The sequence below is a fragment of the Pseudomonas kitaguniensis genome, assembly GCF_009296165.1.
Classification (GTDB): Bacteria; Pseudomonadota; Gammaproteobacteria; order Pseudomonadales; family Pseudomonadaceae; genus Aquipseudomonas; species Aquipseudomonas kitaguniensis.
This window is the reverse complement of record NZ_VUAZ01000033.1, coordinates 1-26,125: the sequence shown is the minus strand read 5'-3', so window position 1 is coordinate 26,125 and position 26,125 is coordinate 1. Positions and strand designations below refer to the sequence as shown.

Annotated in this window: 24 protein-coding genes and 3 pseudogenes; 9 read left to right on the top strand and 18 right to left on the bottom strand. The window is 61.6% G+C overall.

Features of this window, described 5'->3' with window-relative positions; genetic code table 11:
• A pseudogene (locus F0169_RS06775) lies at positions 1–297 on the top strand (ABC transporter substrate-binding protein); the annotation flags it as partial.
• Positions 298–442: 145 nt separating this feature from the next.
• On the opposite strand, the gene F0169_RS06770 reads toward F0169_RS06775, so the two are convergent.
• The 3 genes from F0169_RS06770 to F0169_RS06760 all read right to left on the bottom strand — a co-directional run bounded on the left by F0169_RS06770 (position 443) and on the right by F0169_RS06760 (position 3,188).
• A complete protein-coding gene (locus tag F0169_RS06770; RefSeq protein WP_152746079.1) occupies positions 443–1,630 on the bottom strand; it encodes a sugar transporter in 1,188 nt (395 codons plus the stop codon).
• A gap of 110 nt (positions 1,631–1,740) precedes the next feature.
• Complete coding sequence (locus F0169_RS06765) at positions 1,741–2,103, bottom strand: type 1 fimbrial protein (protein ID WP_152746078.1); 363 nt, start codon at positions 2,101–2,103, stop codon at positions 1,741–1,743.
• A gap of 86 nt (positions 2,104–2,189) precedes the next feature.
• Positions 2,190–3,188, bottom strand: a complete 999-nt coding sequence (locus F0169_RS06760) for a bile acid:sodium symporter family protein (RefSeq protein ID WP_058413445.1) — start codon at positions 3,186–3,188, stop codon at positions 2,190–2,192.
• An 85-nt stretch (positions 3,189–3,273) separates the two neighbouring features.
• On the opposite strand from F0169_RS06760, the gene F0169_RS06755 reads away from it, so the two are divergent.
• Positions 3,274–4,062 (top strand): AraC family transcriptional regulator, encoded by a 789-nt coding sequence (locus tag F0169_RS06755; RefSeq protein ID WP_058413446.1) that lies wholly within the window; start codon positions 3,274–3,276, stop codon positions 4,060–4,062.
• A 223-nt stretch (positions 4,063–4,285) separates the two neighbouring features.
• Here the strand turns inward: F0169_RS06755 and F0169_RS06750 are convergent, their stop codons facing one another.
• Positions 4,286–5,299, bottom strand: a complete 1,014-nt coding sequence (locus F0169_RS06750) for an ABC transporter substrate-binding protein (protein WP_122249393.1) — start codon at positions 5,297–5,299, stop codon at positions 4,286–4,288.
• A gap of 166 nt (positions 5,300–5,465) precedes the next feature.
• On the opposite strand from F0169_RS06750, the gene F0169_RS06745 reads away from it, so the two are divergent.
• Positions 5,466–5,894, top strand: a complete 429-nt coding sequence (locus F0169_RS06745) for a hypothetical protein (protein WP_152746077.1) — start codon at positions 5,466–5,468, stop codon at positions 5,892–5,894.
• Between the two features lie 109 nt (positions 5,895–6,003).
• Here F0169_RS06745 and F0169_RS06740 read toward each other — a convergent pair whose 3' ends face one another.
• On the bottom strand, positions 6,004–6,753 hold the full coding sequence (locus F0169_RS06740) for a glucose 1-dehydrogenase (protein ID WP_152746076.1): 750 nt from the start codon (positions 6,751–6,753) through the stop codon (positions 6,004–6,006).
• 145 nt (positions 6,754–6,898) lie between these two features.
• Between F0169_RS06740 and F0169_RS06735 the strand changes: the two genes are divergently transcribed.
• Entirely contained in the window at positions 6,899–7,801 is a 903-nt protein-coding gene (locus F0169_RS06735; protein ID WP_152746075.1) for an AraC family transcriptional regulator, read from the top strand.
• On the opposite strand, the gene F0169_RS06730 is transcribed toward F0169_RS06735, so the two are convergent.
• The 3 genes and pseudogenes from F0169_RS06730 to F0169_RS06720 form a co-directional block, all read right to left on the bottom strand.
• Positions 7,788–8,756 (bottom strand): saccharopine dehydrogenase family protein, encoded by a 969-nt coding sequence (locus tag F0169_RS06730; RefSeq protein ID WP_152746074.1) that lies wholly within the window; start codon positions 8,754–8,756, stop codon positions 7,788–7,790. The genes F0169_RS06735 and F0169_RS06730 overlap by 14 nt on opposite strands.
• Positions 8,753–8,833: pseudogene (locus tag F0169_RS06725) on the bottom strand (VOC family protein); the annotation flags it as partial. The gene F0169_RS06730 and the pseudogene F0169_RS06725, both read right to left, overlap by 4 nt.
• Positions 8,834–8,897: 64 nt before the next feature.
• Positions 8,898–9,641 (bottom strand): SDR family NAD(P)-dependent oxidoreductase, encoded by a 744-nt coding sequence (locus F0169_RS06720; RefSeq protein ID WP_152746073.1) that lies wholly within the window; start codon positions 9,639–9,641, stop codon positions 8,898–8,900.
• 138 nt (positions 9,642–9,779) lie between these two features.
• Here F0169_RS06720 and F0169_RS06715 point away from each other — a divergent pair, with 138 nt between their 5' ends.
• Complete coding sequence (locus F0169_RS06715; RefSeq protein ID WP_172979356.1) at positions 9,780–10,670, top strand: AraC family transcriptional regulator; 891 nt, start codon at positions 9,780–9,782, stop codon at positions 10,668–10,670.
• 59 nt (positions 10,671–10,729) lie between these two features.
• Here the strand turns inward: F0169_RS06715 and F0169_RS06710 are convergent.
• From F0169_RS06710 to F0169_RS06685, 6 genes and pseudogenes are all read right to left on the bottom strand, one after another.
• A pseudogene (locus F0169_RS06710) lies at positions 10,730–12,471 on the bottom strand (ABC transporter substrate-binding protein).
• A 33-nt stretch (positions 12,472–12,504) separates the two neighbouring features.
• Positions 12,505–12,777, bottom strand: a complete 273-nt coding sequence (locus tag F0169_RS06705) for a DUF2160 domain-containing protein (RefSeq protein ID WP_152746072.1) — start codon at positions 12,775–12,777, stop codon at positions 12,505–12,507.
• Between the two features lie 10 nt (positions 12,778–12,787).
• On the bottom strand, positions 12,788–13,588 hold the full coding sequence (locus F0169_RS06700) for a carbohydrate ABC transporter permease (RefSeq protein ID WP_099237644.1): 801 nt from the start codon (positions 13,586–13,588) through the stop codon (positions 12,788–12,790).
• Between the two features lie 10 nt (positions 13,589–13,598).
• Complete coding sequence (locus F0169_RS06695) at positions 13,599–14,465, bottom strand: carbohydrate ABC transporter permease (RefSeq protein WP_152746071.1); 867 nt, start codon at positions 14,463–14,465, stop codon at positions 13,599–13,601.
• On the bottom strand, positions 14,462–15,559 hold the full coding sequence (locus F0169_RS06690) for an ABC transporter ATP-binding protein (RefSeq protein WP_152746070.1): 1,098 nt from the start codon (positions 15,557–15,559) through the stop codon (positions 14,462–14,464). Before F0169_RS06690 ends, F0169_RS06695 begins: the two co-directional genes overlap by 4 nt.
• Positions 15,559–16,653 carry an ABC transporter ATP-binding protein gene (locus F0169_RS06685; RefSeq protein WP_152746069.1) on the bottom strand — a complete coding sequence of 365 codons (1,095 nt, stop codon included), beginning with the start codon at positions 16,651–16,653 and terminating at the stop codon, positions 15,559–15,561. Before F0169_RS06685 ends, F0169_RS06690 begins: the two co-directional genes overlap by 1 nt.
• A 287-nt stretch (positions 16,654–16,940) precedes the next feature.
• On the opposite strand from F0169_RS06685, the gene F0169_RS06680 reads away from it, so the two are divergent.
• Entirely contained in the window at positions 16,941–18,776 is a 1,836-nt protein-coding gene (locus F0169_RS06680; RefSeq protein WP_152746068.1) for a sigma-54-dependent Fis family transcriptional regulator, read from the top strand.
• Position 18,777: 1 nt separating this feature from the next.
• Here the strand turns inward: F0169_RS06680 and F0169_RS06675 are convergent, their stop codons facing one another.
• The 4 genes from F0169_RS06675 to F0169_RS06660 all read right to left on the bottom strand — a co-directional run bounded on the left by F0169_RS06675 (position 18,778) and on the right by F0169_RS06660 (position 21,697).
• On the bottom strand, positions 18,778–19,722 hold the full coding sequence (locus F0169_RS06675; RefSeq protein ID WP_152746067.1) for a FecR family protein: 945 nt from the start codon (positions 19,720–19,722) through the stop codon (positions 18,778–18,780).
• Complete coding sequence (locus F0169_RS06670; RefSeq protein WP_152746066.1) at positions 19,722–20,261, bottom strand: sigma-70 family RNA polymerase sigma factor; 540 nt, start codon at positions 20,259–20,261, stop codon at positions 19,722–19,724. The genes F0169_RS06675 and F0169_RS06670 overlap by 1 nt, the downstream gene beginning before the upstream one ends.
• A 299-nt stretch (positions 20,262–20,560) precedes the next feature.
• On the bottom strand, positions 20,561–20,827 hold the full coding sequence (locus tag F0169_RS06665) for a hypothetical protein (RefSeq protein WP_152746065.1): 267 nt from the start codon (positions 20,825–20,827) through the stop codon (positions 20,561–20,563).
• A gap of 129 nt (positions 20,828–20,956) precedes the next feature.
• Complete coding sequence (locus F0169_RS06660) at positions 20,957–21,697, bottom strand: hypothetical protein (RefSeq protein WP_152746064.1); 741 nt, start codon at positions 21,695–21,697, stop codon at positions 20,957–20,959.
• A 327-nt stretch (positions 21,698–22,024) separates the two neighbouring features.
• Here F0169_RS06660 and F0169_RS06655 point away from each other — a divergent pair, with 327 nt between their 5' ends.
• Genes F0169_RS06655 through F0169_RS06645 form a run of 3 tightly spaced genes read left to right on the top strand, consistent with a single transcriptional unit; the run spans position 22,025 to position 26,080 of the window.
• Complete coding sequence (locus F0169_RS06655; RefSeq protein WP_058413457.1) at positions 22,025–22,477, top strand: (2Fe-2S)-binding protein; 453 nt, start codon at positions 22,025–22,027, stop codon at positions 22,475–22,477.
• The gene (locus F0169_RS06650; RefSeq protein ID WP_152746063.1) at positions 22,477–24,717 is read left to right on the top strand and encodes a xanthine dehydrogenase family protein molybdopterin-binding subunit; all 2,241 of its coding nucleotides are present in this window, start codon (positions 22,477–22,479) and stop codon (positions 24,715–24,717) included. Before F0169_RS06655 ends, F0169_RS06650 begins: the two co-directional genes overlap by 1 nt.
• A gap of 16 nt (positions 24,718–24,733) precedes the next feature.
• Entirely contained in the window at positions 24,734–26,080 is a 1,347-nt protein-coding gene (locus F0169_RS06645) for a c-type cytochrome (protein ID WP_122250385.1), read from the top strand.
• The last annotated feature ends 45 nt before the right edge of the window (positions 26,081–26,125 follow it).

The window sequence follows — 26,125 nt, the reverse complement described above, 5'->3', positions numbered from 1 at the left end:
CGGACGCCGTACGCCAAGGCGCATCCCGACGTGTTGAAGCGCGTGTATGAGCAACTGGAAAAGGCGGGCCAGTGGGTCAAAACCCACCCGCAGGACGCGGCAAAAGTGCTCGGCCCGCTGTGGGGCAACCTGGACGTGGCCACGGTTGAGGCCGCCAACGCGCACCGCAGTTATCAGGTGCAGCCGGTGACGATTGATCAGTTGGGCGAACAGCAGAAGATTGCCGATGCGTTTTTCAAGGCCGGGCTGTTGCCCAAGGCGGTCGACGCCAAGGATGTAGACACCTGGAAGCCTTGATGCCTGCCAGCTTCAAACTGTGGGAGGGGGCTTGCTCCCGATGGCGGTGTGTCAGTCAGCTTATGTATCGACTGAAACTCAGCTATCGGGAGCAAGCCCCCTCCCACAATTGACCGCGTTCGGCGTGTGATTTTGATCTGAGCCTCTACGGGTGCGACGCCACACCCGTCCCATACTTGCGAATCGCCAGGCAATAGCCAATCAATGCGACCGCCGCCAGCAACCCGCCCGCTGCGCCGATCCAGGCGAAGCCGAAATGGCTGCCGACCCAACTGCCCATCAGGGCGCCGCCGCCGATGCCGATGTTGTAAATGCCGGAGAACATGGCCATGGCCACGTCGGTGGCGTCCGGGGCCAGCACCAACACTTTGGACTGCATGGCCAGGCCGAAGCCCATGATCGCCATGCCCCAGAACACGCTCAGGCAGACCAGGTACGACTCGGCGCCGCTCAAGGGCAGCATCAGTGCCAGGCAGGCGGCAAGCAGGGCCACTGCGCTGATCACGAAGATATGCGGGTTGAAGCGGTGCACCAGGCTGAACAGCAGCGAGCCGATAATGCCTGCGCCGCCGAACACCAGCAGAAACAGGGTTACCGTGCCGCCGCTCATGCCGGCGACGCCTTCGACGAAGGGTTCGATGTAGCTGTAGGCGGTGAATTGTGCGGTGACCACCAGCGCGGTGAGCACGTAAAGCGCCACCAGCGCCGGGCGTTTGAACAGCAGCGGCAGGCTGCGCAGCGAGCCGGAGTTCTGGCTTGGCAGCGGCGGCAAGGTGCGCGCCAGCCAGAACACCAGCGCCGCGGCGAAGGCGCCAATCACCAGGAAGGTGGTGCGCCAGCCCATGGCTTCACCCAGCAGGCGGCCAAGCGGAATGCCCAAGACCATCGCCAGCGAGGTGCCGGTGGCCAACAAACCCAGCGCCTGCACCTGTTTGCCCTCCGGCGCCAAGCGCACGGCGAGGGAGGCAGTGATCGACCAGAACAGCGCATGGGACAGCGCAATGCCGATGCGGCTGAGCATCAAAATGCCAAAGCTGGTGGCCACGCTGGAGAGGATATGGCTGGCGATAAACATGCAAAACAGCACGATCAGCAGCTTGCGCCGCTCCACGTTACGCGTCAGCAGCATCACCGGCAGCGAGGTCACCGAGACGATCCACGCATAGATGGTGAGCATCAGCCCGACGCTGGCGATGGGCATGTCAAAGCTGGCGCCGATGGCGCTGAGCAGGCCGACGGGCACAAATTCGGTGGTATTGAACACAAACGCGGCCAGCGCGAGGGCGATGACCGGTTGCCAGTTGGCTTGAGGCGTTGCAGCTGAAATGCTCATTGGCGGGCGAGGTACTCTGACGATGATCGATGGCCACGCAGAACAACGCCGCCGCCGAGCATTCTATAGGTTTCTCGGCCCGCTGTTGACCCGCATCGTCGCCGCGCCGCTTAGGGCGAGGTCAGGGTGATGACGTAGTTTCCCGACTGAATCGGCTTGCCGGCGCCGTCCACCAACAGATACCGCTGATCGTAATAACGCCCGCTGCCGCTGTCTGCCACCAGCAACACGTGGGCCGCATTGACGCTGGTAAGCGGCGTCAGGTTGCGCACATCAAAGCGGCTGCCACGGCTGAACTCGGCACACCCGGTCAGTTCCATCACCGCGCCACTGCGCGCATTTGTCGCACACCCAGGCTCAACGATAGCGCCGCGAAACTCAAGCGTACCCCCACCCACTGTCTGCGCCGCAGCGCAGGCGCCCGCCCATAGGCAAAACAGACCTGCAAATACCGAAATACCTTTAACGTTCATGCCGCCACTCCTTATTGGGCTCTCAATAAGTAAGTCGTCTGGCGGCAGGTTAACTTGAGGCGATTCGTGCAAAGGGTTGAGCTAGATCAAGGATCAACCTGCCCCATCAGCTCGGGAATGCTTTCGGGCCGCTTGGCATAACGCTGCGCCAACGCCGCGCAAACCATCAACTGAATCTGGTGAAACAGCATCAACGGCAGGATCAGCACGCCCATGCTCGCCCCGGCAAACAACACCTGAGCCATGGGTACGCCGGTGGCCAGGCTTTTTTTCGAGCCGCAGAACAAAATCGTGATGCGGTCTTCCTGACTGAAGCCGAAAGCCTTGCCCAACAGCGCAGACGCCACCAGCACCAACGCCAGCAATACGCAGCACGCCACGACCAGCCCGCCCAGCTCCCACAGCGGAATCTGGTGCCAGATGCCCTCGTTGACCGCTTCGCTGAACGCGCCGTAAACCACCAGCAAAATCGAGCCTTGGTCGACGAATTTGAGCCAGGATTTATTGCGCCCCACCCACTCGCCGATCCAGCGGCGGGCGATTTGCCCGGCCACAAAAGGCAGCAGCAACTGCACGCTGATTTTCAGGATCGCGTCGACGGTGGAACCGCCGTCACCGTGCACGTTGAGCAGCAAGGTCACCAGCAACGGCGTGAGGAATATCCCGAACAAGCTGGAAGCCGCCGCGCTGCAGATCGCCGCCGGAATATTGCCGCGCGCCAGCGAGGTAAAGGCAATCGCCGACTGAACGGTGGCGGGCAACGCACACAGGTAGAGCATGCCCATGTACAGGTCGTTGCCGATCAGCGGCGACAACAGCGGTTTGAGCGCCAGCCCGAGCAACGGGAACAGCACAAAGGTCAGGCTGAACACCAACAGGTGCAGGCGCCAGTGGCCGGCACCGGCGACGATGGCCTGGCGCGACAGCTTGGCGCCGTGCAAAAAAAACAGCAGCGCGATGGCAAGGTTAGTCACCCAACCGAAGGCCACGGCGGTTTGGCCGCTGGCGGGCAGCAACGAAGCGAGAATCACCGTGGCGATCAGGGTCAGGGTGAAGTTGTCAGGCAGAAAACGCGGGCGGGTCATAAACAAATCTTCCAGGGGTTGCCAAGAGCATCGTCGCGACTCTAACGTAACCGCAAGTTACCGACTAACGCCAATGAGCCAGTAAATGCCGCCTAAAGGACATGAAAAAGCCGTGCGCCGCAGCGTGCCCGGGCTTTCCAGCCTGCCACGGCCGGTATACGGGCGCACCGAATCGCTGCCCAACCGCGCGCTGACCCGCAAGCACAGCCACCCGTGGGTGCAATTGTCTTACGCGATTTCCGGGGTGCTCGAGATCCAGACCCGCGCCGGCCGCTTCGTCGCCCCGCCGCAGCGTGCGGTGTGGATTCCGGCGGGCATGCCGCACCGCGTGTTTAGCTCGCCGCACACGGAGATGCGCAGCCTTTACCTGGATTGCAGCGTCACCGCCTGGGCGGCCGAGCGCTGCCAGGTGCTGGCGGTGAGCAGTTTGTTGCGCGAGCTGATCCGCCGTTTCAGCGAACTGCCGGTTGAATATGCCGAGGACGGCCCGGATGGGCGCTTGGCTCAGGTGGTGCTGGACCAACTCGCCGCCGCGCCGCAGGTGGATTTGATGCTGCCGTTGCCGCATGACCCGCGACTGCGGCAGGTCTATCGCAGCCTGAGCCTGCGCCCGGAGCAGCAGACGACGTTGGCAGAGTGGAGCGCCAGGCTGGCCGTCAGCGAGAAAACCCTCAGCCGATTGTTTTTGAGTGATACCGGGCTGACCTTTCGCGCCTGGCGCCAACGCCTGCGACTGCTCAGCGCCCTGCCCGCGCTGGAGCAAGGCGAGCGCGTGACGGATGTGGCGTTGGCCTGCGGTTATGAGTCGACATCAGCCTTTATCAACGCATTTCGCCAGCAGTTCGACGCCACCCCCGGCGAGTTTTTCCGCTGACCTGATAGCCACATTGAGCCGAGTTCCATCATGAGAATGCCATCAACTGTGTGGGCTTGCTCGCGATAGCGGTTATTTAGCCAGCGCATTCAGTGACTGACACTCAGCCATCGGCAGCAAGCCACCTCCCACATTAAACCGAGTTCCAAACCGAGAATGCGGTCATTGTGGGAACACGCCCCTCCCACATTTCTGAGTGTGTTTTCAGAGCAGTATCGGGGGTTCAGCTACCATTGCCGCCATGGGCTTCTTCGAAGAAGTAGTCCTTCCAGCTCGCGGCCTGGTTTTTCAGCACGCCCAATTCGTGGAGTTTCTCGGCATAGATATAGGTGCGCTGCGGCACGATGGTGAAGTCGATTTCCGGGTCCGCGACGATTTTTTCCACCAGGTCCAGCGGCAATTTAGACGCTTCTACGCGGATATACGCTTTGGCGGCCGCAGGCTTGTCGGCCTTGATGATCGTCTCGGCCTCGGCCAGCGCGTCATAAAACGCCTTGTAGGTCTTGGGGTTTTCGTCGTGGAATTTTTGCGTGGTGTAGAGCACGTTGAACGTGGCCTGCCCGCCGAGGATGTCGTAGGAACTGAGCACCTTGTGCACCTTGGGGTTCAACAGTTCCTGATACTGGAATGGCGGGCTGGAGAAGTGCGAATTGATCTCCGAACCCCCGGCAATCAGCGCCGCCGTGGCATCGGGATGGGCCAGGCTGATGGAGATGTCGTCGAACTTCTTGTAGTTGGCGTCGCCGAACTGCTTGGCGGTTTCAATCTGCAAGGTGCGCGACTGAAAGCCCACGCCGGCGGCAGGCACGGCAATGCGGTCTTTCTCGGTGAAGTCCTTGAGGGTCTTCACGTCCGGGTTATTGGTCAGCAAGTAGTTGGGCATCGAGCCCAGCGAGGCGATAGCCTTGACGTTCTGTTTGCCTTTGGTGCGGTCCCACACCGTCAGCATCGGCGGCACACCGGCCGAAACTACGTCGAGGGCGCCGGCCAGCAGCGATTCGTTCATCGCGGTGGCGCCCGAAATGCTGTTCCATTCCACCTCGATGTCCAGGCCTTGCGCTTTGCCGTGTTTCTCGATCAGGTGTTGGTCGCGCACAATGTCGAGAATCAGGTAGCCGATCCCGAATTGCTGGGCGATGCTGATCTTGCCTTCGGCGTGCGCGCCAGCGCTGAACACCGCGCTCGCAGCGGCCAGCGACGCGGCCAGTAGTGTCAAAGAGGAACGCTTGAAGGTCATGAGGGTCTGCCGCGTGTTCGAGAAGGTGCTGGAGCCTAGCGGCGATTTTTAAGACTGGAAAAGAATATATAGATCTATTGTTATGCAAATCATCACCCCAAACGGGCGCTCGGCTGGTATTGTGCCGCGCGTTGAAATATTGCCGCCGACTGCGAGGAAATGGACGTTGAACACTGACGAAAAAATGACTGGGGACCTGTTCGAGGTCGATAAGCGCCTGTCACTCAAACCCGTGGTGGACTTCAATACCTACCTGCGCAGCGCGTTCGGCGACGGCGCGTGCACCTGCGTACGCTGCACCGCCAGTCACGCTGATGAAACCGGCTACGCGTTCCAGCACACCTTCCACTTCGACGCCAAACCGGTGCACCGCCGCTTCGCTACCACGGCGGGCAGCGATGTGTTGATGGCCTTGAAAAAAGCCTGGTTGTCGTACACCAAGGCTGAACTGCCGCTCAGCGGCGTGCTGGCGCTCGACACCGTCAAAGAGTTTGTCGAGCCGCCACTGCACCGGCGTTTGGCGCCGTTGTTGCTGGCCAGTGAGGTGGTCAATGAGGTTGACGGCGAGTTGCAGCTTCAGCCTCAGGCCGCCTGATCTGCGAAGCAGCACTGAACACACGCTGTGCGAGTTGTCAGACGGATGGGGATGAAAAAGTCTCGATTGAAGGTCACCACATCGTGGCCGTGAATGACACCTCCACCCCTCAGTAACCCACCCCGCGCACGCCGCCGGAGGCCCGGATGGACTCCCCGGTGACCCAATGGGCATCCTCGCTGGCCAGGAATACCGCCAGCGGCGCTATGTCTTCGGGCTCACCCAAGCGCCCCAACGGCGTGCCGGCGATCAGCGATTGGCCAAACTCACCGGCGAAGTTGCCCTCGGTTGCCGGCGTGTTGGTATGGCCCGGCAGAATGGAATTGACCCGGATGCCTTTTGGCCCAAGCTCGCGCGCCAAGGCCAGGGTCAGCGTATCCACCGCGCCCTTGGTGGCGGAATAAACGCTGGAAGCCAGGTACGGGTCGGTGCTGAGGATTGAGCTGATATTGATGATACTGCCGCCCGGCTTCAACAACTTCAGCGCTTCGCGCGCGGCCAGCAGATACCCCAGCACGTTGAGGTTGAACTGGATGTGGAAGGCTTCCTCGGTCAGGTCCTCAAGGGTCTGGAACATCGCCAGCCCGGCATTATTGACGAGAATATCCAAGCTGCCGAACGTCTGTTTGACCGTGTCGAACAAGCGTGTGACGTCGCTCCCCGAACTCATGTTGGCGTGTACGCTGATGGCTTTTCCGCCCTGCGCCTGAATATGCGCGACCACCGCGTCAGCCTCGGTTTTACTCGATACGTAGTTGACCACCACCGTCGCGCCTGCCGCCGCCAGCGCTTTGGCGATGCTGGCACCGATGCCTTTTGATGCACCGGTGACCACTGCAATTTTTCCGTCGAGCTTCATAAGTGTGATTCCTGAGGTTGAGTAATACCGCGTGTTTGCAGTATTGGCGCCAGCACCGGGATAGCGCTTGCCGGTTCTTCTCGCATTCTTGCCTATTCTTCTCGGCGCGCTTGCTATACGGGCTGGCCTGGCTCAAGGTCGGCGCATGAACAACGACCTGAGTGAACTGCGCCTGCTGGTAATGCGCGCAGACAACACGTGGACCGACACCGGCCTGCCGCGCGTAGCGATGGTGCGCGCCGAGGCCTGCGCAGCTCAGGTGTATCAGCCGATGCTGCACCTGGTGCTGCAAGGCTCGAAGACATTGTCGATTGGCGATCAGGTGTCGACGTACGGCCCGTCCAGCTACTTCGTGGTGCCGGTTGAGGTGCCCGCCACCGGCCAGGTTCATCCCTGCGCAACGGGCCTACCCTACTTGGCGGTCAGCCTGACGCTGGATGCTTCAGTGATTGCTGCCGTACTGGCGGACGAAGTCGCACCCGCTGAACGGCCATGCACCCAACGCTTCACGGCGGTGCAAGCACCCGCAGAATTGCTTGATGCCTGGCTGCGCATGCTGCGGCTAATGGACCGGCCAAGCGAAGCCGCCGTACTGGCGCCGATGATCGAGCGGGAAATCCTGTTTCGGGCATTACAAGGCCCGCTGCGTGAAACCCTGGTAGACATGGCGCGTCCCGACGGGCGCCTGATACAGATACGTCGCGCCACCGAATGGATTCGCCAGCACTACACCCAACCCTTTCGCGTGGAACCGTTGGCGGCCATGACCGACATGAGCGTGGCGGCGTTTTACCGGCATTTCAAAGCCGTCACAGCGATGACGCCGATTCAGTACCAGAAACGCTTGCGCCTGCTCAGGGCGCGCTGGCTGCTGCTGTTCGACACCCTCGATGCCGCCTCCGTCGCCTTCAACGTAGGGTATGAAAGCGCCTCGCAATTTAGCCGTGAATACGCACGGCTGTTCGGCTTGCCACCGGCGAAGGATGCGGCGCGGTTCAAGCTCCCGGCCGCCGACCACGTGAGCACTTTTGCGGCTAGTAGTCGATGATCCGCGTGCCGGCAATGGTCTGCGCAAACCCCACACCGAACAGTTTGGCCGGGGTTTCAAAACCCGACCGGCGTTCGCCGCCGAGCACACGCCGCGCCGCTTCCACGGCGGCCAGCGGGGTGTAACTGTAGCCGTTGACGGTTTCGATCACCGAGCGCGCAACCGTGCCGTCGCTGCCGGTGACTTCGGCCACGGCGCGGGCGCGATGGGCGTCACGCTGGGCTTGGCTGGGGCCGTCGGGCAGCAGTGACAGGTCGCCCTCGGGGAAAGCTTCGCCGGTGATGTGCACGTACATGGCAATATTCGGCACGCCGCTGGAGTGCCAGGCCGTCACCAGGTCACCGAAGGACAGCGGCGCACACGGCACCGGGCCGTCGCCGAAATCCAGGGAGTGCAAAGGCGCGTCCGGGGTGGCGACCAGCTCGCCGTCAATGCGTGCCATGACGCCCGCGCCGATGATCTCGCCGACACTCATCGCCGAACCCCGCGACATCGCGCCGGGCACCTGCAAGGCAATTGTCAGCGCGTGCGGCTGTTGCACGCGGCTGATGACGTGCATCGCCAGGCAGTCGGTGGGCACCACGTCCCAACCGACGCCCGGCAGCAACATCACACCCTTCTCGCTGGCCGTGGCGCCGAGCTGTTCGGCCAGGCGGTACACGTTGATTTCAGCAGTAATGTCCAGGTAGTCAGTACCGCTGACGATGCAGGCGCGCATCAACGCCTCGGCGGTGTGAGCAAATGGGCCGGCGAAGTTGAGTAACACATCGATACCTTGCAACTGGCTGGCGTCGGCGGCAAACACGCGGTAAGGCACGTTCAACGTGGCGGCAAGGGCGGCCAGGCGCGCTTCGTTGCGCCCGGCAATCACCACCTCCAGGCCGAGCTGTTTGGCATGCTCAGCCGCCATGCGCCCGGTGTAGCCGGTAGCGCCGTAGATCATCAGTGTTTTCATGCGCTGTGCTGCCAGTTCTTGTACACAAATTCAAGGCTGTAGCCGTCGGGGTCGAGGACGTTGGCCGCGTAGTAGTGAATGGAACGCTCGATGTTGCTGACCGAGATAAACAGATGATTCAGCATGCTGTGACCTCGCGATTCAGATGGTGTAGCCGCCGGCGACTTCAACGGTTTGGGCGTTGATCCAGCGGCCTTGTTCCGACAGCAGCAGCGCGATTACCCGCGCTACGTCTTGCGGCTCGCCTACACGGCCGAGGGCAGTTTGCCCGGCCAACAGCGCTTCAAACTCATCGTTCAAACCGCCGCCCAGTTCAGTGCGAATGGCACCCGGCGACACTGCATTGGCGCGGATACGCCGTTCACCGAATTCCTTGGCCATGTAGCGCGTGAGCACGTCCAGGCCACCCTTGAACGCGGCGTAAGGCGCGACGCCCGCGGTTGCCACACGCGTCGTGGCGCTGGTGAGGTTGACGATGCCGGCGTGTTCTTCCAGCAGCGGCAGCAGGGTTTGAGTGAGGAAAAACGGGCCTTTGAGGTGCACGTTGAACAGGCCGTCGAACTGCGCTTCGGTCACCGATTCGAGTGGGTTGAACAGGCCGTAGCCGGCGTTGTTGACCAGCCCGCTCAAGGTCTTCACGCCCCAGGTAGCCTGCAGCGTGAGCAGCACCGTCTCACGAAATGCCGCGAACGTGCTGACATTCGCCACGTCCAACGCCACGGCGACGGCTTTGCCGCCGGCTGACTCGATGCGCTGTACCACGGCCTGCGCGGCCTCAGGGTGGTGCTTGTAGGTGAGGATCACGCCGTGGCCCTGGCGAGCACACAACTGCGCGGTACTGGCGCCGATGCCTCGGCTGCCTCCGGTAATCACGATAACGCTCATGGCCTGCTCCACTGTCGAAAAGTTGAGTGACCAGAGTAACCAGCACCCTCCCCGCCGACGCAGCCGTTCCTGCCGCAATCCTGCCTGTTTGTGCTTTTTGCTTGCGCGTCGTTGTCGGGAAGGAACAGCATGTCCGCCATGAATAATCAATTGATCGAACTGCGTACCTTGGCCGCCAAGGCCGAAAACCGCCGCACCGAGACCGGCATCCCTCGTGTGGCGATGGTCCAGGGCGCGATCCCGGAACACATGCTGGCGGCCGTGTACGAGCCGATGATCAACCTGATCCTGCAAGGCAGCAAGTGCATGACCGTGGGTGACCGCACCCTGCATTACGACCCGGCGACGTATTTTGTGATGTCTATCGAGCTGCCTGCCGTGGGCGTGGTGAACCCGGCGAGTACGGGTGAGCCGTACCTGGCCGTGAGCCTGACGCTGGACCCGACGGTGCTGACCACCTTGCTCAATGACCTGCCGACGCCGGGCGGGCATTGCGCGCAGGAGGCCGGGTTTTCAGTCGCTGCCGTCACGCCCGCGCTGATGGATGCGTGGGTGCGCATGCTGCGCCTGATGGGCGACCCAATGGCGATTGCCGCCCTGGCGCCTGCCTATGAACGCGAAATTCTTTACCACGTGCTGCAAGGCCCACACGGCTGGATGCTGCGCGACATCGCTGCGCCGGACACCGCCATGGCGCGGGTCAGCCGGGCCATCCAGTGGATTCGCCGGGATTTTGCCGAGTCGATTCGGGTGGATGCACTGGCGCAGGAAGCGGCGATGAGTGTGTCGGCGTTTCATCGGCATTTTAAGGCCGTGACCACGTTGAGCCCGCTGCAATACCAGAAACGCGTGCGCTTGCTCAAGGCGCGCACGTTGATGCTGGCCAGTGCGAGCAGCGTGACCAGTGCGGCGTTTGAGGTGGGGTATGAAAGCGCGACGCAGTTCAGCCGCGATTATGCGCGGGTGTTCGGGTTGCCGCCGGCACGGGACACGGCACGGATTTTGAGGGCAAACAAAGGCCCGCTCTGAAGTGGCAAGCGGGCCTCCTGTGGCGAGCAAGCCCGCTCGCCACAGAGGCGCTCTAACGGTTATTTGCGCGCCGCCTCCCACGATTTGAGCAAGTCGTTATAGCTCACGGTTTCGCCTTTGGGTTTCTCGTTCGCCAGTTTCGGCTTCGGCGCACCCGGTTGGTCGAACCAGTATTGCGCGTCACGCTCGGGGTTCATTTTCGGGCCACACACCGGTTGCACTTTGGAACGCTCCAGGCGCGTCATAATCGCGTCCTGTTCCTTGGCCAGGTTATCCAGCGCCTGTTGCGGGGTTTTCTCGCCGCTGGCGGCCGCCGCGATGTTGCTCCACCACAGTTGCGCCAAACGCGGGTAATCCGGCACGTTGGTGCCGGTCGGAGTCCACTCCACACGCGCCGGGCTGCGGTAAAACTCCACCAGGCCACCGAGTTTCGGCGCCAGGTCGGTCATCGCCTGAGAGTTGATGTCGGACTCACGAATCGGCGTCAGGCCGACGATGGTTTTCTTCAGCGAGACAGTTTTCGAGGTCACGAACTGCGCGTAAAGCCAGGCCGCGAGTTTTTGTTTTTCGGGTGTCGACTTGAGGAAGGTCCAGGAACCCACGTCCTGGTAGCCCTTCTTCATGCCCTTTTCCCAATACGGCCCGACCGGCGACGGCGCCATGCGCCATTTCGGCGTGCCGTCGGCGTTCACCACCGGCAGCCCGGTTTGGTCATGTCGGCAGTAAACGCGGTGTACCAGAATATCTGCTGGGCAATCGCGCCCTGCGACGGCACCGGGCCGGATTCGGAGAAGGTCATGCCCGCCGCTTCCGGTGGCGCGTAGGCTTTCATCCAGTCCACGTATTTTTGCGTCGCGAACACTGCCGCCGGGCCGTTGGTGTCGCCGCCACGCGTGACGCTGGAGCCCACCGGGTGGCAGTCCTCCACCCGAATGCCCCACTCGTCCACCGGCAAGCCGTTGGGCAAACCTTTGTCGCCGCCACCGGCCATCGAGAACCAGGCATCGGTGAAGCGCCAGCCCAGCGACGGGTCTTTTTTGCCGTAGTCCATGTGCCCGTAAATGCGCTTGCCGTCGATTTCCTTGACGTCTTCGCTGAAGAATTTGGCGATGTCTTCATAGGCCGACCAGTTCACCGGCACGCCGAGCTCGTAACCGTATTTTTCCTTGAATTTGGCTTTCAGCTCCGGGCGCTCAAACCAGTCGGCGCGGAACCAGTAGAGGTTGGCAAACTGCTGGTCGGGCAATTGGTAAATCTTGCCGTCGGGCGCAGTGGTAAAGGAAATACCGATAAAGTCCTTGATGTCCAACGTCGGCGAGGTGAAGTCCTTGCCTTCATTGGCCATCAGGTCGGTGATGGATTCGGTTTTGCCGTAGCGAAAGTGCGTGCCGATCAAGTCGGAATCGTTAACCCAGCCGTCGTAGATGTTTTTGTCGGACTGCATCTGGGTCTGCAACTTCTCTACCACGTCGCCTTCCTGCAACAGGTCGTGGGTTAGCTGGATACCGGTGATTTCGCTGAAGGCCTTGGCCAGCACTTTGGATTCGTACTCGTGGGTGGTGAGGGTTTCCGACACCACGTTGATCTTCATCCCACGAAACGGCTCTGCCGCGTTGATAAACCACTTCAGCTCTTCGAGCTGCTGGGCAGCGGTGAGCGTGGACGGTTTGAACTCACTGCCGATCCATTTTTTCGCCGCGTCCTCATACGCATCGGCCCACGCCGTGGCGCTCAAACCGCTGAGGGCGAGTACGGCGGCCAACGAAATGCTATGTCGCAGCTTATTGTTTTTATCGAACATAGAGACCTCCTGGTTGTTTATTCAAGTGGAGCACTAGCCCCAACGCATCACACACAACAGCCACACCAGGGACAGCGCAGTCGCCACCCAGATGTTCCAGCCGGTTGCACCAATCACCAGTAAATGCAGGTAGGCGCTGCCGAGAAGACCGATAAACAAGCGATCACCACGCGTGGTGCTGATCGGCAACACGCCGCGCCGGGGGATGCTCGGCGAGCGCAATTCCCACGTGGTCATGCCCGCCAAAATCACGGCGATGCCCACGAAGAACAGCGCGGTGGGGGTGGTCCAGGCCATCCATTCCATCATCGACTCCTCAGACCCGGCCGAGGGCAAAGCCCTTGGCCACGTGGTTGCGAACAAACCAGATCACCAGCATGCCCGGCAGGATGGTCAACACCCCCGCCGCCGCCAGCACGCCCCAATCGATACCCGATGCCGAGACCGTGCGCGTCATTACCGCCGCTATCGGCTTGGCGTTGACCGAGGTCAGCGTGCGCGCGAGCAGCAACTCGACCCACGAAAACATAAAGCAGAAAAACGCCGTGACGCCGATGCCGGAGCCGATCAGCGGGATAAAGATCTTCACGAAAAACTTGGGAAAGCTGTAGCCGTCGATGTAGGCGGTTTCGTCGATTTCCTTGGGCACGCCCGACATGAAACCTTCCAGAATCCATACCGCCAACGGCACGTTGAACAAGCAATGCGCCAGGGCCACGGCGATGTGCGTGTCGAACAGGCCGATGGACGAATACAGCTGAAAGAACGGCAGCAAAAACACCGCCGGCGGCGCCATGCGGTTGGTCAGCAGCCAGAAAAACAGGTGTTTATCGCCCAAAAAACGGTAGCGCGAGAAGGCATACGCCGCCGGCAGCGCCACGCTCAGAGAAATCAGCGTGTTCAGGCTCACGTAGTACAGCGAGTTGAGGTAGCCGGTGTACCAACTCGGGTCGGTAAAGATCACCTTGTAGTTAGCCAGGGTAAAATCCCGCGGAAACAGCGTCAGCCCGCCGAGGATTTCGGTGTTGCTCTTGAACGACATGTTCAGCAGCCAGTAGATCGGCACCAGCAGAAACAGGATGTAGATCAGCAGTGGAATAACCTTGCGCTTGCTCATGTTGGCGGCCTCAGCGGTTGGCGTCGGAATGGGTCATGGCGGTGTAGAACAGCCAGGACACCAACAGGATGATCAGGAAATACACCAGCGAAAACGCCGCTGCCGGGCCGAGGTCGAATTGGCCTACGGCCATCTGGGTCAGTGTCTGACTGAGGAAAGTGGTGGCGTTACCCGGCCCGCCGCCGGTGAGCACGAAGGGCTCGGTGTAAATCATGAAGCTGTCCATGAAGCGCAACATCACCGCGATCAACAACACGCTTTTCATCTTCGGCAACTGGATATGCCGGAACACCGCCCACGCCGAGGCACGATCAATGCGTGCGGCCTGGTAGTAAACGTCCGGAATCGCGCGCAGCCCCGAATAACACAGCAGCGCCACCAGCGACGTCCAGTGCCACACGTCCATGACCTGCACGGTGACCCACGCGTCCGCCGTGTTGGCCGCGTAGTTGTAACTGATGCCCATCGCGTTAAGGGTAGAACCGAGCAAACCGATGTCGGCACGCCCGAAAATCTGCCAGATCGTGCCCACCACGTTCCACGGGATCAGCAGCGGAATCGCGAGGATGATCAGCACCAGCGATGACCAGCGACCCTTGGTCGGCATGGTCAGGGCGATGCCGATGCCCAACGGAATTTCGATCAGCAGCACGCAGGCCGAGTAGATGAATTGGCGCAGCAACGAGTCGTGCAGGCGCGGGTCGAGCAGCACCTGCTTGTACCAGTCGGCGCCGACAAAGTAGCGGCTGGACTGATCGAAAATGTCCTGCACCGAGTAATTCACCACGGTCATCATCGGGATGACCGCACTGAACGCCACCAGCAAAAACACCGGCAACACCAGCCACCACGCCTTGTTGTTCTGCACCTTGTTCATGGCAGCACCGCCAGCAGGTAATCGTCGGCGTACACCATCAGCCACTGCGCGGGGAAGCTGATTGAAGCCTGGCCTTCGGGCACCGGTTTGTCTTCGGCCAAGCGCACTTTCACCGGCGCGCCATCGAGGTTGAGGGTCATGATTTTGTAGGTGCCAAGGTCTTCCACATGAATGACATCGGCTTGCAGCGCGTCGGGGTTGTACTCGTCCCACACGTGGATGAATTCCGGACGGATGCCGACCTGCAATTTTTTGTAATCAAGGTCGCGCAGACGTTGCTGCAACGCGTCGGACAATGGCAGCAGCGTGCCGGCAAAACGCACGCCGCCCGCTTCGGCCTGCACCTCGATCAGGTTCATCCCCGGGCTGCCGATGAAATAGCCGACAAAGGTGTGGCTGGGCCGCTCGAACAGTTCGCGCGGCGTACCAAATTGCACAATTTGCCCGCCGTACATCACCGCGATTTTGTCGGCGAAGGTCGAGGCCTCGAGCTGGTCGTGAGTCACGTAGACCATGGTGATGTTGAACTGCTCGTGGATCTGCTTGAGCTTGCGCCGCAGTTTCCACTTGAGGTGCGGGTCGATCACCGTCAGCGGCTCGTCGAACAGGATCGCCGACACGTCGTCACGCACCAGGCCACGGCCCATAGAGACTTTCTGTTTTTCATCGGCGCTGAGGTTGCGCGCCTTTTTGCCCAGCAGGTTTTGCAGGTCGAGTACTTCGGCGATTTCCTGCACCTTGCGCTGAATTTGCGCCTCGGGCATGCCTTGGTTGCGTAGCGGAAACGCCAGGTTATCGAACACCGTCATGGTGTCGTACACCACCGGGAACTGAAACACTTGGGCGATGTTGCGTTTTTCCGGGGTCAGGTGGTTAACCACGGTGTGGTCGAACAGCACTTGGCCTTCCGAAGGGCTGAGCAGGCCGGAGATGATATTCAGCAAGGTCGACTTGCCGCAGCCCGACGGCCCGAGCAAGGCGTAGGCACCGCCCTGCTCCCACACGTGGTTCATTTCGCGGATTGCGTAGTCTTCAGGCCCGCCGGGTGCAGGGCTGTAGCTGTGCGCGAGGTTCTGCAAATGGATCTCGGCCATCAGGCAACCCTCGCGACACGGCGCCCGGGGGCCTGGACCAAACGGCCCTGGCCATCGAACACAAAGAGTTTATGGGTGGGGATATACACGCGGATCGGCGCGTCGACGTCGTATTCGTGCACCCCCGGCAAGTGCAGTACCAGCAGGAAATGCTCGCTGCGCACGTGCAGAAAGGTTTCCGAGCCGCTGATTTCGGCGACTTCTACCGTCACCGCCAGCTCCAGGTCGTCGTCGTTGCTCGGCACCAGGCTGATGTGGCTGGGGCGCACACCAAAGCGAAATTCGCCTTCACCGATGGGGCGCAAGTCGACGTTCAGCGGGAAGTGCACAACATCCGCAAAGCTCACTTCGTTGCCGCTGATTCGCCCTGGCATCAGGTTGATCGGCGGTTCGGAAAACAGCTCGGCGGCCAGCACGCTGTGCGGCTGGTGATAGACCTCGGCAGCCTTGCCGCTCTGGATCACCCGGCCTTCGTGAAGAATGGTGGTGGTGCCACCGAGGGCCAGGGCTTCGTTGGGTTCGGTGGTGGCGTAAATAGCGATGGTGTGGCGCGCCTTGAACAGCTCGCGCATTTCCTGACGCAGTTCTTCGCGCAGTTTGTAGTCGAGGTTCACCAGCGGCTCGTCGAACAGGATCAGCTCGGCGTCTTTGACCAACGCGCGGGCCATCGCCGTACGCTGCTGTTGGCCGCCGGACAGCTCCAGCGGGTGGCGCTTCAAGAACTTCTCGATGCGCAGCATTTTCGCGGTGTCGAGCACTTTGCTCTGGATCAGCTCATTCGACACACCGGCCTGGCGCAATGGCGAGGCGATGTTTTCGAACACGGTCATGGTCGGGTAATTGATGAACTGCTGATAGACCATCGACACGTTGCGCAGGCGCACCGGCTTATGCGTGACGTCCACGCCGTTCATCAGGATGCGCCCGCTGTCGGGCTTGTCGAGGCCGGCCATCAGGCGCATCAAACTGGTTTTGCCGGACAAGGTGCGGCCGAGCAAAACGTTGAAGGAACCGGCTTCAAAACGCAGGTTGGCGTCGTCGATCCAGGTTTGGCCTTCGACAACGCGGGAGACATGTTCCAGGGTCAATGACATGACACGCCCTTTTTATTATTGGAATGAATCTGCCCAATCGTCAGAGCGAGTTTCGTGCCAAAAATGCAAGCGCTTGATGCGTAAGGGAATGGCTTGATCGTGATGTTCAGGCGTGAACAATTTGCCTGAACAACTGAACAAACGCAGGTTGACAATGAACAGTTCTGAACAACAATTGATCGGCGACACAGCTCTAAATGTGAGAGGGGGCTTGCCCCCTCCCAGCGTTTTAACCTGTTTTGTCAGCCAGATTGTGCACGCCCAATAACAATAAAAAGAAGGTCACCATGGCCGAACCCTTGGCTCACGACACGCTTATCCAGGATTCCTGGCGCCGTTGCCGCGCCTTTGGCCTGAACCACCAGAGCGCCCCCAGCTTTGACCAACTGCCCGCCGAGGGCATCAGCCAACTGCTCGAAAGCCAGCATTCGCTGGTGCAAACCACCCATCAGGAAGTGTTGCCCTACTACGAAAACATCCTGAGCAATTCAAACTGCCTGATCATGCTCGCCGACAACCAGGGACAAGTGCTGACATCGTGGGGCAACCAGCGGTTTATCGAGCCTGCGCTGGCGCGCGGTTTTAACCCCGGCGCCAGTTGGCAAGAGCGTGCAAGCGGCACCAACGCCATCGGCACCGCGCTGGCGTGTGCGCAGGCGGTGCATATCGAGCACGACGAGCATTTCCTCAAAGCCAACCGCTTCATGACCGGCTCGGCGGCGCCGATTTTCGATGCCCAGCGCGAGATCATTGCGGTGCTGGACGTGTCCAGCGACAGCTATTTGCCGCCGTCCCACACCTTGGGCATGGTCAGGATGATGAGCCAGACCGTGGAAAACCGGCTGATCCTCAACCTGTTTCGCGACGAGCATTTTCAACTGACTTTTAACACCGGCCTTAACAACCTCGACAGCCAGTGGGCGGGCCTGCTGATTTTTGATGACAGTGGCCAGGTGCTGTCGGCCAACCGTCGCGCCGATAATTTGCTCGGCATCAGCGTGTCGCGGGTGCTGATCGACAGCGTGTTCAAGGTGTCGCTGTTGGAATTATTGAATCAGCCGGAAGGCCTGCCGTTTTCATTGCAGGCGGCGGGACGCAACCGGTTTCAATGTGTGCTCAAACGTCCAAGGCTGACGCCCGTGCAGGCGCGCGTGTTCAGCAAACCGCCACCGACAAAGCCGACTTCGATTGGCCTCAACACCTTGCATTTTGGCGACGTGCGTGTGGAAAAAGCCGTGCGCCAGGCTGAGCGCCTGTTGGAAAAAGACATTCCGCTGTTGATACATGGCGAAACCGGGGTCGGCAAAGAGGTCTTCGTCAAAGCCCTGCACCACGCCAGCTCGCGCAGCGGCCAAGCGTTTATCGCGGTGAACTGTGCGGCGATTCCGGCGGAGTTGGTCGAATCGGAGCTGTTTGGCTACGAAAAAGGCGCCTTCACCGGCGCCAATCAGAAGGGCAGCATCGGCCTGATCCGCAAGGCCGACAAAGGCACGTTGTTTCTGGATGAAATTGGCGATATGCCGCTGCCGACCCAGGCCCGCCTGTTGCGCGTATTGCAGGAGCGCTGCGTGCAGCCGGTGGGCAGCAGCGAGCTGTTCGCGGTGGACTTGCGGATTATCTCTGCGACCAACCGCGCGCTACGCGACTGGGTGCAGGCCGGGCGCTTTCGTGAAGACTTGTACTACCGCATCGGCGGCCTGACGCTGGAGCTGCCGCCGCTGCGCGAGCGTACCGACAAGCAAGCGCTGTTCCAGCAGTTGTGGCAGCAGCACCGCGAGCCGACCCAGTGGGCCGGGCTAAGCAGCGAAGTGCTGGCGTTGTTTGAGCAGCATCCGTGGCCGGGGAACTTGCGGCAGGTCAGCAGTGTGTTGCAGGTGGCGCTGGCCATGGCCGAAGAACAGCCGGTACGCCCGGAGCATCTGCCGGACGATTTTTTTGTGGATTTGCACGTCGCCGCGCCACGCTCCGCGCCTGCAAGTGTCGATGCGAATGCGGATGCGGATGACAGCAGCGACCTGGCGCAGCGCTTGAGGGCGGCTGGCGGCAACATTTCGCACTTGGCGCGCGAGCTGGGGGTCAGCCGCAATACCCTGTACAAACGCCTGCGCCAGCCCCCACGTTGAGCTAGCGCGGCTTGACCACCACCAGCAAATCGGTGAAGTACTCGACTTGAATCGGCAGGTTATCGGCGAGTGCCGAGAGCGCTGCCGCCGTGTCGTCGAGCTTGAACACGCCGGACACCCGCAGGTTTTGCAAGGCCTGCGCATCGAAACGCAGCAGCCCGTGGCGGTAGCTGGCCAAGGTTTGCAGCACCTCGCTCAATGGCTGGTCGTTGACCTTGAGCAGGCCGCGCGTCCACGCGTCCGGGTCGGCGTTGCCGATCGCTTGCGGCGCTTGGGCGCGGCCATGCTCGAGCACAGAGCGCTGGCCCGCCACGACATTGACGCCCTGCGCGGCCTGGCCTTTAACCGCCACAGTGGATTCGATTACCGTGACCACGGTGCTGCCGTCCGCCGCGCGCTTGACCAGATAACGCGTGCCCAGCGCGGTGGCCGTGCCTTGGTCGGTGCGCACCACGAAGGGCCGTTGCGCGTCTTTGGCCACGTCGACCCACAACTCGCCTTGCAGCAATTCGATCACACGTTGGTGGCCGTCGAACTTCACGTCGACGGCCGAGTTGCTGTTGAGCTGCAACTGGCTGCCGTCTTCGAGGGCGATGTGCCGGCGTTCACCGACGCCAGTGCGCTGGTCGGCCATCCACACCGGCAACTGTTGCACTCCCAACCAACCACACAGCACGACGCCCAGCACACCGCCAAGCACACCGAGTACCTGAGCACCCCGAGCGCGCGGCGCGGCGAACGCGTGATTCAACGCGATGCGCGCCGGTTGCGCGGGCAAGGTCTCGAAGTCGCCCCACAGGCAACGCATGCGTTCGATCGCCACGGCATGGCGCGGGTCGGCGTGGTACCACGTGGTGTAGGCCTGGCGGTCGGCGTCGCTGACGTTTTCGTCTTGCAGTTGCGTCAGCCAATGCGCCGCTTGCTGGATGATGTGTTCCGAGTTCATCACAGCGGGTCCGCCGCATGCAGGCTGTGGTAGCAATGCACCAGCGCCGTGGAGATGTAGTTTTTGACGGTGCTGGCCGACACGTCCAGGCGCAGGGCGATTTCGCTGTAGGTCAGCCCATCGAGCCGACTCAACAAGAACGCTTCACGGTTTTTTGCAGGCAGGCCGGCGAGCATCTCGGCGATGCGCTCCAAGGCTTGCAGCGCCACATGAATCGCCGCCGGGTCCGGCATGCCGGCGTCTTCGCACTGGATCACCAGGGCTTGCATGTAGGCTTTTTCGATGCGCCGCCGCCGCGCCCCATCAATCAGCAAACGCCCGGCGGTGGTGGCGAGAAAGGCGCGGGGTTCCTTGATATTGTGCGGCTCGGCAAGCATCAACACGCGTATAAACGCGTCATGCGCGAGGTCGGCGGCGTGCTGCGAACAACCGAGTTTTTTGCGCAGCCAGCCGTACAACCAGCCGTGGTGCTCGCTGTACATTGCCGTAAGGGTCTGCTGACGGGCGCCATCGCCCAGCGCGGCCGGAATGTCATGCATGCGCAAAAAATTCTCAAATGGGAAGAATTACCAATTGCGCAAACAATGCCAGTAAAATGATGCCGGAGCAAGGGGGCCAGGATGGCTTGAGCCCTTACCACTGGCCACTCCTGGCCAACTGTGGGAGCGGGCTTGCTCGCGATTAGGGTGTGTCAGATACGTATTCTTCGACTGACACACTGCAATCGCGAGCAAGCCCGCTCCCACAAAAGCGCGCATCTGATCCAACTCCCCTAAAGCCACCTCAACGCCAGCTCCAGGACACCCAAGTGTAGACCCCGCGCCCATCGGCAGGCGCTTCAGGTCACGTCTGCCAGCGAGCGCATCACATCGTCGGCCTCCGTGCCCTGCGCGAACCTGAACCCGGCCATCTCTTCGCAGGCCAAAACGGCGGCGAGGCTGTCGCATAACTGCGCCTGCGTCGGCTTGCTACTCAGTAATTTGTGCGCAGGCAGCAACACCTCGGCAGGCGCACCTTGGGCACTCGCTACGTCGAGTACGGCAAAGAGGATGAAGCGCAGACGAACCTCGCGGTCAGTCGGCCAATGCGTTTTTTGCTTACCCAAGGCAGGCACTCATCTTCAAGAAACGTCCGAGGCTATTGCCGACCGACGGGTGTTTCAAGCGACGACCTGCAAGATAGGCCACTTCCTACGTGAGATCAGGAAACGCCGCACTGCTTGAGCTGTGCAGCGTCATTGCACCGGCAAAAAGTTCATCAACAACAAGCTCTGCGCGTAGTTAAGACCGATACGTCGGTAGCGCTCGTCGAGCATCTGCGTGAGCAGGTCCAGGCGCGCGACGATCTTGCCGAACTCGACGGCAAAACTGAGGTTGCTGCCCTCCTCCGACAGCTCATTGGAAAACAACAGCAACACGCCGTTGGCATCCTGACGCTGACTGAGCAGCCAGGTGGCTTTCTCGATATTGCGCGCAGCGTTGCTGACAAATTGCGGGTTGATTGAGTCGGTCACATAAAACCGGGTACGCCCGCCGTGCGCGGTCACAAGCATGCTGCCGATGGCATAGATAAACGCGCCGACCCGATCGCCGCGAAAATCGGCGCTCAGCGAATAACTCAATGCCGCCAAGTCGCGCCGGTCTCCAAGCGCCGGCAGTGGTTGGCGGTTCTCGATGGCCTGGCGGATCTGCCGCGCGGCCGTCACCGCATCCGGGTAACCCGCCTGGCGCCATTGGTTGGGGTTGCGCAGGTAGAGCTTGTTCATCAGCAGATACAGGCTTTGCAGGTTGTCCCGCATACTCAAGGTGGCCATGCGATCAACGCTGGTCTGGAAAAACTCATCGGGCTTGCCTTGGCTGAATTGCGTGGCGATGTCGCGGCCTTGTTGTTGGCTGCAACCGCTCGCACAGAGTACCCACAGCGCCGCAAGCACCAGCGGCCATCGGTTGATAAAAGTTATTAACGTTCGATCCATCGGCACCGGGTCTGGCTGCTGTGCGCGCCCGAAACAGGCGCGGTCGTGACAGGGATAGATCAAGAGAATCAAAAAAAGTGCGGCGCGCAGGCCTGGATCAGCAAAGGCCTACGCGCTGGCAACCTGCGCAGTAGTGCATTCCTGTTGAATGCTTGCCTGATCCTCCGAATTATCGGTGCCCGCATAGATAGGCGCTGCCACGTAGTCTAGAGTTCTTTGATACGTGGCCAGTTGCAATCACCCAGGCCCGCCAATGGCTATCAACGCCAACGTGCACCACCCCCATTCTAAAAAAAGCCACACCAACCGATGATCAGCAGGTGAGTCATGGAGCTACGAATCAACCAACAGGCCTATCAGGTCGACGCCGACGCCGACACCCCGTTGTTATGGGTGATCCGCGATAACCTGGGGCTGACCGGCACCAAGTATGGCTGCGGCCTGGCCCAGTGTGGCGCCTGCTCGGTGCTGGTGGACGGTAACGTGGTGCGCTCCTGCGTGACGCCGGTGGCCGGCGTGGTAGGTCGCGAGATCACCACCATTGAAGCGGTCGAGGCCGATGAGGTGGGCAAGCGCGTGGTCGCAGCCTGGGTCGAGCACCAAGTGGCGCAATGCGGTTATTGCCAGTCCGGGCAAGTGATGGCGGCCACCGCGCTGCTCAAGCACACCCCGGCGCCGAGTGATGCGCAGATCGAAGCGGCGATGGTCAACCTGTGCCGCTGCGGCACCTATAACGCCATTCGCACGGCCGTGCATGACTTGGCGAAAGGAAGCGCCTGATGAATATTCGCAACGACTCCACCGACGCGTTGCCCTTCAGCGAGCCGGTGAACGTGTCCCGTCGACGCTTTTTGGCGAGTACCGCCGTGGGCGCGCTGGTGATCGGTTTCGGCTTGCCACTTGGCTCGGCGAGGGTGCAGGCGGCGACGGCTGGCGCCGCAGAACGCGGCACTCAGGTGCCGGCGTTTCTTGAGATTCGCCCGGATGGCAGCGTGCGCCTGCTCAGCCCGTTCATGGAAGGCGGCCAAGGCACGCACACGGCGATGGCGCAGATTGTCGGTGAAGAACTCGACGCCGACCCCGCCACCTTTGTGGTCGAGGCCGCGCCACCCGGCGAAGCTTACGTGGTGATGGAAAATGGTATGCGCATCACCGGCGGCAGCATGTCGGTACGCATGAGCTACCCGACCATGCGCCGCCTGGGCGCGCTGGCGCGGGCGATGCTGCTGCAGGCCGGTGCCGAGCAATTGGGCGTGCCGGTGGCGCAGTTGAGCACAACGCCGGGCCGCGTGGTGCACGCCGCTTCGGGCCGTTCGCTGGGCTACGGCGAGTTGGCCGGTCGCGCCCTCGACATGCCCGTGCCGGACCCTTCGACCATCACGCTGCGTGACCCGAGCCAGTTCCGCTGGATCGGCAAGCCGGTCAAGCGCCTGGATGCTTACGATAAATCCACCGGCAAGGCGCAATACAGCATCGACCTGATCGTCGACGGCATGCTCCACGCCGCCGTCCAGCATGCGCCACGCCTGGGCATGACGGTCGGCAGCTTGCGCAATCAGGCGCAGGTTGAGGGCATGAAAGGCGTGCATTCGGTGCACGCATTACCGGGTGCCGTGGCGGTGGTTGCCGAGCGTTGGTGGCACGCCAAACGTGCGGTCGAAGCGATTCAGGTTGAATGGCTGGAAGCGGCCGCCGACTCAAGCGTGCGCGCCATGCCGGCAGATTTTTCCAGCGACCGGCACCGCGACTTTCTTGCCGCCCAGCAAGGCCCGGTGCGTGAGGACGAGCACGCAGGCGATGTGGAAGCCGCGTTGGCAGGCGCCAAAACCAAGGTCGAAGCCACCTACCACAACCAGTACCTCAACCATGCCCAGCTGGAGCCGCCTTCTGCGCTGGCACGCTTCAACCCGGACGGCTCGCTGGAGATGTGGCTGCCCAACCAGGCGCCCGACATGTTCCGTGCCGACATCGCCAAACGCGCCGGGCTGAGCATCGAACAAGTCACTTTGCATTCGCCGTTGCTCGGCGGTTTTTTCGGCCGGCATTTTCTGTATGACTCGGCCAGCCCGTACCCGCAGGCCATCGCGTTGGCCAAGGCCGTGGGCCGCCCGATCAAGCTGATCTGGAGCCGTGAAGAAGAGTTCCTGCGCGACACGCTGCGCCCGGTCGCCGTGGTCAAGTTCCGCGCCGCGCTGGACGCACAAGGCCTGCCGGTCGCAATCGAAGCGGTCAGCGCCACCGAAGGCCCCACCGAAGGCATCGCCGGCAAACAGGGTGAAAAAATCGACCCTACCGCCCTTGAAGGCTTGACGGGCAAGGCTTACGCCATCGCCAACAAACGCATCGCACAGATCTACGTCAAAGGCCCGGCCATGCTCGGCTACTGGCGTTCGGTGGGCAACTCGCTGAACGACTTTTTCTACGAAGCGTTCCTTGATGAACTGGCCGACAAAGGCGGCCACGACCCGTACGAACTGCGCCTGCACCTGCTGCGCGATAACCCACGCCTGACCACCTTGCTGAACGCCGTGGCCGAGCTGTCTGGTGGTTGGAAACGTGGCCCTTATACCGCCGAAGACGGCAGCCGACGCGCACGCGGTGTGGCGATGGCTTCGCCGTTTGGTTCGCACGCGGCAGTGATCGCCGAAGTCTCGATTGAGAGTGGGCAAGTCAAGGTGCATCACATATGGGAGGCCATCGACCCGGGCAGCATCGTCAACCCGGCGATTGTTGAAGCGCAGGTGAATGGCGCGGTGGCCTTGGGGTTATCGCAAACGTTGCTGGAGGAAGCGGTGTACGTGGACGGCAAACCACGCGCGCGCAACTACGACCTTTACCCGATCCTGCCGCTGTCGCGTATGGCGCAGGTGCACGTAAAGATTATCGAGAGTGGCGAAAAAATGGGTGGTGTCGGCGAGCCTCCGTTGCCCGCTGTGGCACCGGCCGTGGCCAACGCGGTGGCGCAACTGACCGGCCAACGCATCCGCAGCTTGCCATTAAGCCGATACACCTTTAGCTAACCGACAGGGATTGCCCATGAACAACCGCCGATTCGCAAGAACCGCAGGCTGGCTGGCGCTGCCCTGCGTGGTCGCCGCAGGCCTGCTGGCCTGGTACGTCACCCGCGAGCCTGCCTCGCCATTCGAACAACAACCCGCCGCCAGTTTCGACCCGGCGCTGATAAGCCGCGGTGAGTACGTCGCCCGCCTCAGCGACTGCGTGGCCTGCCACAGCTTGCCAGGCAAGGCGCCGTTCGCCGGTGGCCTGGAAATGGCCACGCCGTTGGGCGCGATTCACGCCACCAACATCACGCCCGACCGCACCCACGGCATCGGCGCCTACAGCCTGGGCGACTTCGACCGCGCCGTGCGCCACGGCGTCGCACCGGGTGGGCGCAGGCTCTACCCGGCCATGCCCTACCCTTCGTATGCCAAGCTCAGCGACGACGACATGCGCGCGCTTTACGCCTTCTTCATGAAGGGCGTGGAACCGGCTGAGCAAGCGAATATCCCCAGCGGTATTCCATGGCCACTTAATCTGCGCTGGCCTATCGCATTGTGGAATGGCGTGTTCGCGCCCACCGCAGCTTACGTCGCCAAACCTGAGCAGGATGCGCTGTGGAACCGTGGCGCGTATATCGTCCAGGGCCCCGGCCATTGCGGCAGTTGCCACACCCCGCGCGGCCTGGCCTTTAACGAAAAGGCACTGGACGAGTCGGGTAAGCCGTACCTTGCCGGCGGTTTGCTCGACGGCTGGTACGCACCGAGCCTGCGCCAAGACCCCAACACCGGGTTGGGACGCTGGAGCGAGGCGCAGATCGTGCAATTTCTCAAGACCGGGCGCAACCAGCATGCGGTGGTCTACGGCTCGATGACTGAGGCGTTCAACAACTCCACGCAGTTCATGGCCGACGACGACTTGGCCGCCATCGCCCGTTACCTGAAGTCACTGCCTGGCGACCCGCAGCGTGACGGGGCACCGTGGCAGTACCAGGCGGTGGCCGCAGACGCGCGCCCGGATGTGCCGGGTGCCCACACCTACGCTACCCGTTGCGCGTCGTGCCATGGGCTGGACGGCAAGGGCCAGCCTGAGTGGATGCCGCCACTGGCCGGTGCCACTTCGGCACTCGCCAAGGAAAGCGCTTCGGCAATCAACATCACCCTCAACGGCTCACAACGGGTGGTGGCGGCCGGCGTGCCGGATGCCTATCGCATGCCGGCGTTTCGTGAGCAGTTGTCCGATCAGGAAATCGCTCAAGTGCTGACTTACATGCGCAGCACATGGGGCAACCACGGCGGTGCGGTGGATGCAAAAGCAGTGGGCAAGCTGCGTGAGGGGACTGACCCGGCCAGCAGCAGCCCGATTATTTTGCAAATGCGCTGAGGGGCCGTCGCGGATCAACAGCGCTTCTGTGGGAGCGGGCTTGCT

What these genes read in the sequence shown, in the direction of transcription:
- F0169_RS06680 (WP_152746068.1), top strand. Translation starts at nt 16,941, where the DNA reads ATGGCCGAACCCTTGGCTCACGACACGCTTATCCAGGATTCCTGGCGC.
- F0169_RS06730 (WP_152746074.1), bottom strand. Translation starts at nt 8,756, where the DNA reads ATGAAAACACTGATGATCTACGGCGCTACCGGCTACACCGGGCGCATG.
- F0169_RS06700 (WP_099237644.1), bottom strand. Translation starts at nt 13,588, where the DNA reads ATGAGCAAGCGCAAGGTTATTCCACTGCTGATCTACATCCTGTTTCTG.
- F0169_RS06670 (WP_152746066.1), bottom strand. Translation starts at nt 20,261, where the DNA reads ATGCATGACATTCCGGCCGCGCTGGGCGATGGCGCCCGTCAGCAGACC.
- F0169_RS06720 (WP_152746073.1), bottom strand. Translation starts at nt 9,641, where the DNA reads ATGAGCGTTATCGTGATTACCGGAGGCAGCCGAGGCATCGGCGCCAGT.
- F0169_RS06685 (WP_152746069.1), bottom strand. Translation starts at nt 16,653, where the DNA reads ATGTCATTGACCCTGGAACATGTCTCCCGCGTTGTCGAAGGCCAAACC.
- F0169_RS06695 (WP_152746071.1), bottom strand. Translation starts at nt 14,465, where the DNA reads ATGAACAAGGTGCAGAACAACAAGGCGTGGTGGCTGGTGTTGCCGGTG.
- F0169_RS06770 (WP_152746079.1), bottom strand. Translation starts at nt 1,630, where the DNA reads ATGAGCATTTCAGCTGCAACGCCTCAAGCCAACTGGCAACCGGTCATC.
- F0169_RS06740 (WP_152746076.1), bottom strand. Translation starts at nt 6,753, where the DNA reads ATGAAGCTCGACGGAAAAATTGCAGTGGTCACCGGTGCATCAAAAGGC.
- F0169_RS06660 (WP_152746064.1), bottom strand. Translation starts at nt 21,697, where the DNA reads ATGGATCGAACGTTAATAACTTTTATCAACCGATGGCCGCTGGTGCTT.
- F0169_RS06765 (WP_152746078.1), bottom strand. Translation starts at nt 2,103, where the DNA reads ATGAACGTTAAAGGTATTTCGGTATTTGCAGGTCTGTTTTGCCTATGG.
- F0169_RS06655 (WP_058413457.1), top strand. Translation starts at nt 22,025, where the DNA reads ATGGAGCTACGAATCAACCAACAGGCCTATCAGGTCGACGCCGACGCC.
- F0169_RS06750 (WP_122249393.1), bottom strand. Translation starts at nt 5,299, where the DNA reads ATGACCTTCAAGCGTTCCTCTTTGACACTACTGGCCGCGTCGCTGGCC.
- F0169_RS06755 (WP_058413446.1), top strand. Translation starts at nt 3,274, where the DNA reads ATGCCGCCTAAAGGACATGAAAAAGCCGTGCGCCGCAGCGTGCCCGGG.
- F0169_RS06690 (WP_152746070.1), bottom strand. Translation starts at nt 15,559, where the DNA reads ATGGCCGAGATCCATTTGCAGAACCTCGCGCACAGCTACAGCCCTGCA.
- F0169_RS06705 (WP_152746072.1), bottom strand. Translation starts at nt 12,777, where the DNA reads ATGGAATGGATGGCCTGGACCACCCCCACCGCGCTGTTCTTCGTGGGC.
- F0169_RS06760 (WP_058413445.1), bottom strand. Translation starts at nt 3,188, where the DNA reads ATGACCCGCCCGCGTTTTCTGCCTGACAACTTCACCCTGACCCTGATC.
- F0169_RS06715 (WP_172979356.1), top strand. Translation starts at nt 9,780, where the DNA reads ATGAATAATCAATTGATCGAACTGCGTACCTTGGCCGCCAAGGCCGAA.
- F0169_RS06735 (WP_152746075.1), top strand. Translation starts at nt 6,899, where the DNA reads ATGAACAACGACCTGAGTGAACTGCGCCTGCTGGTAATGCGCGCAGAC.
- F0169_RS06650 (WP_152746063.1), top strand. Translation starts at nt 22,477, where the DNA reads ATGAATATTCGCAACGACTCCACCGACGCGTTGCCCTTCAGCGAGCCG.
- F0169_RS06645 (WP_122250385.1), top strand. Translation starts at nt 24,734, where the DNA reads ATGAACAACCGCCGATTCGCAAGAACCGCAGGCTGGCTGGCGCTGCCC.
- F0169_RS06675 (WP_152746067.1), bottom strand. Translation starts at nt 19,722, where the DNA reads ATGAACTCGGAACACATCATCCAGCAAGCGGCGCATTGGCTGACGCAA.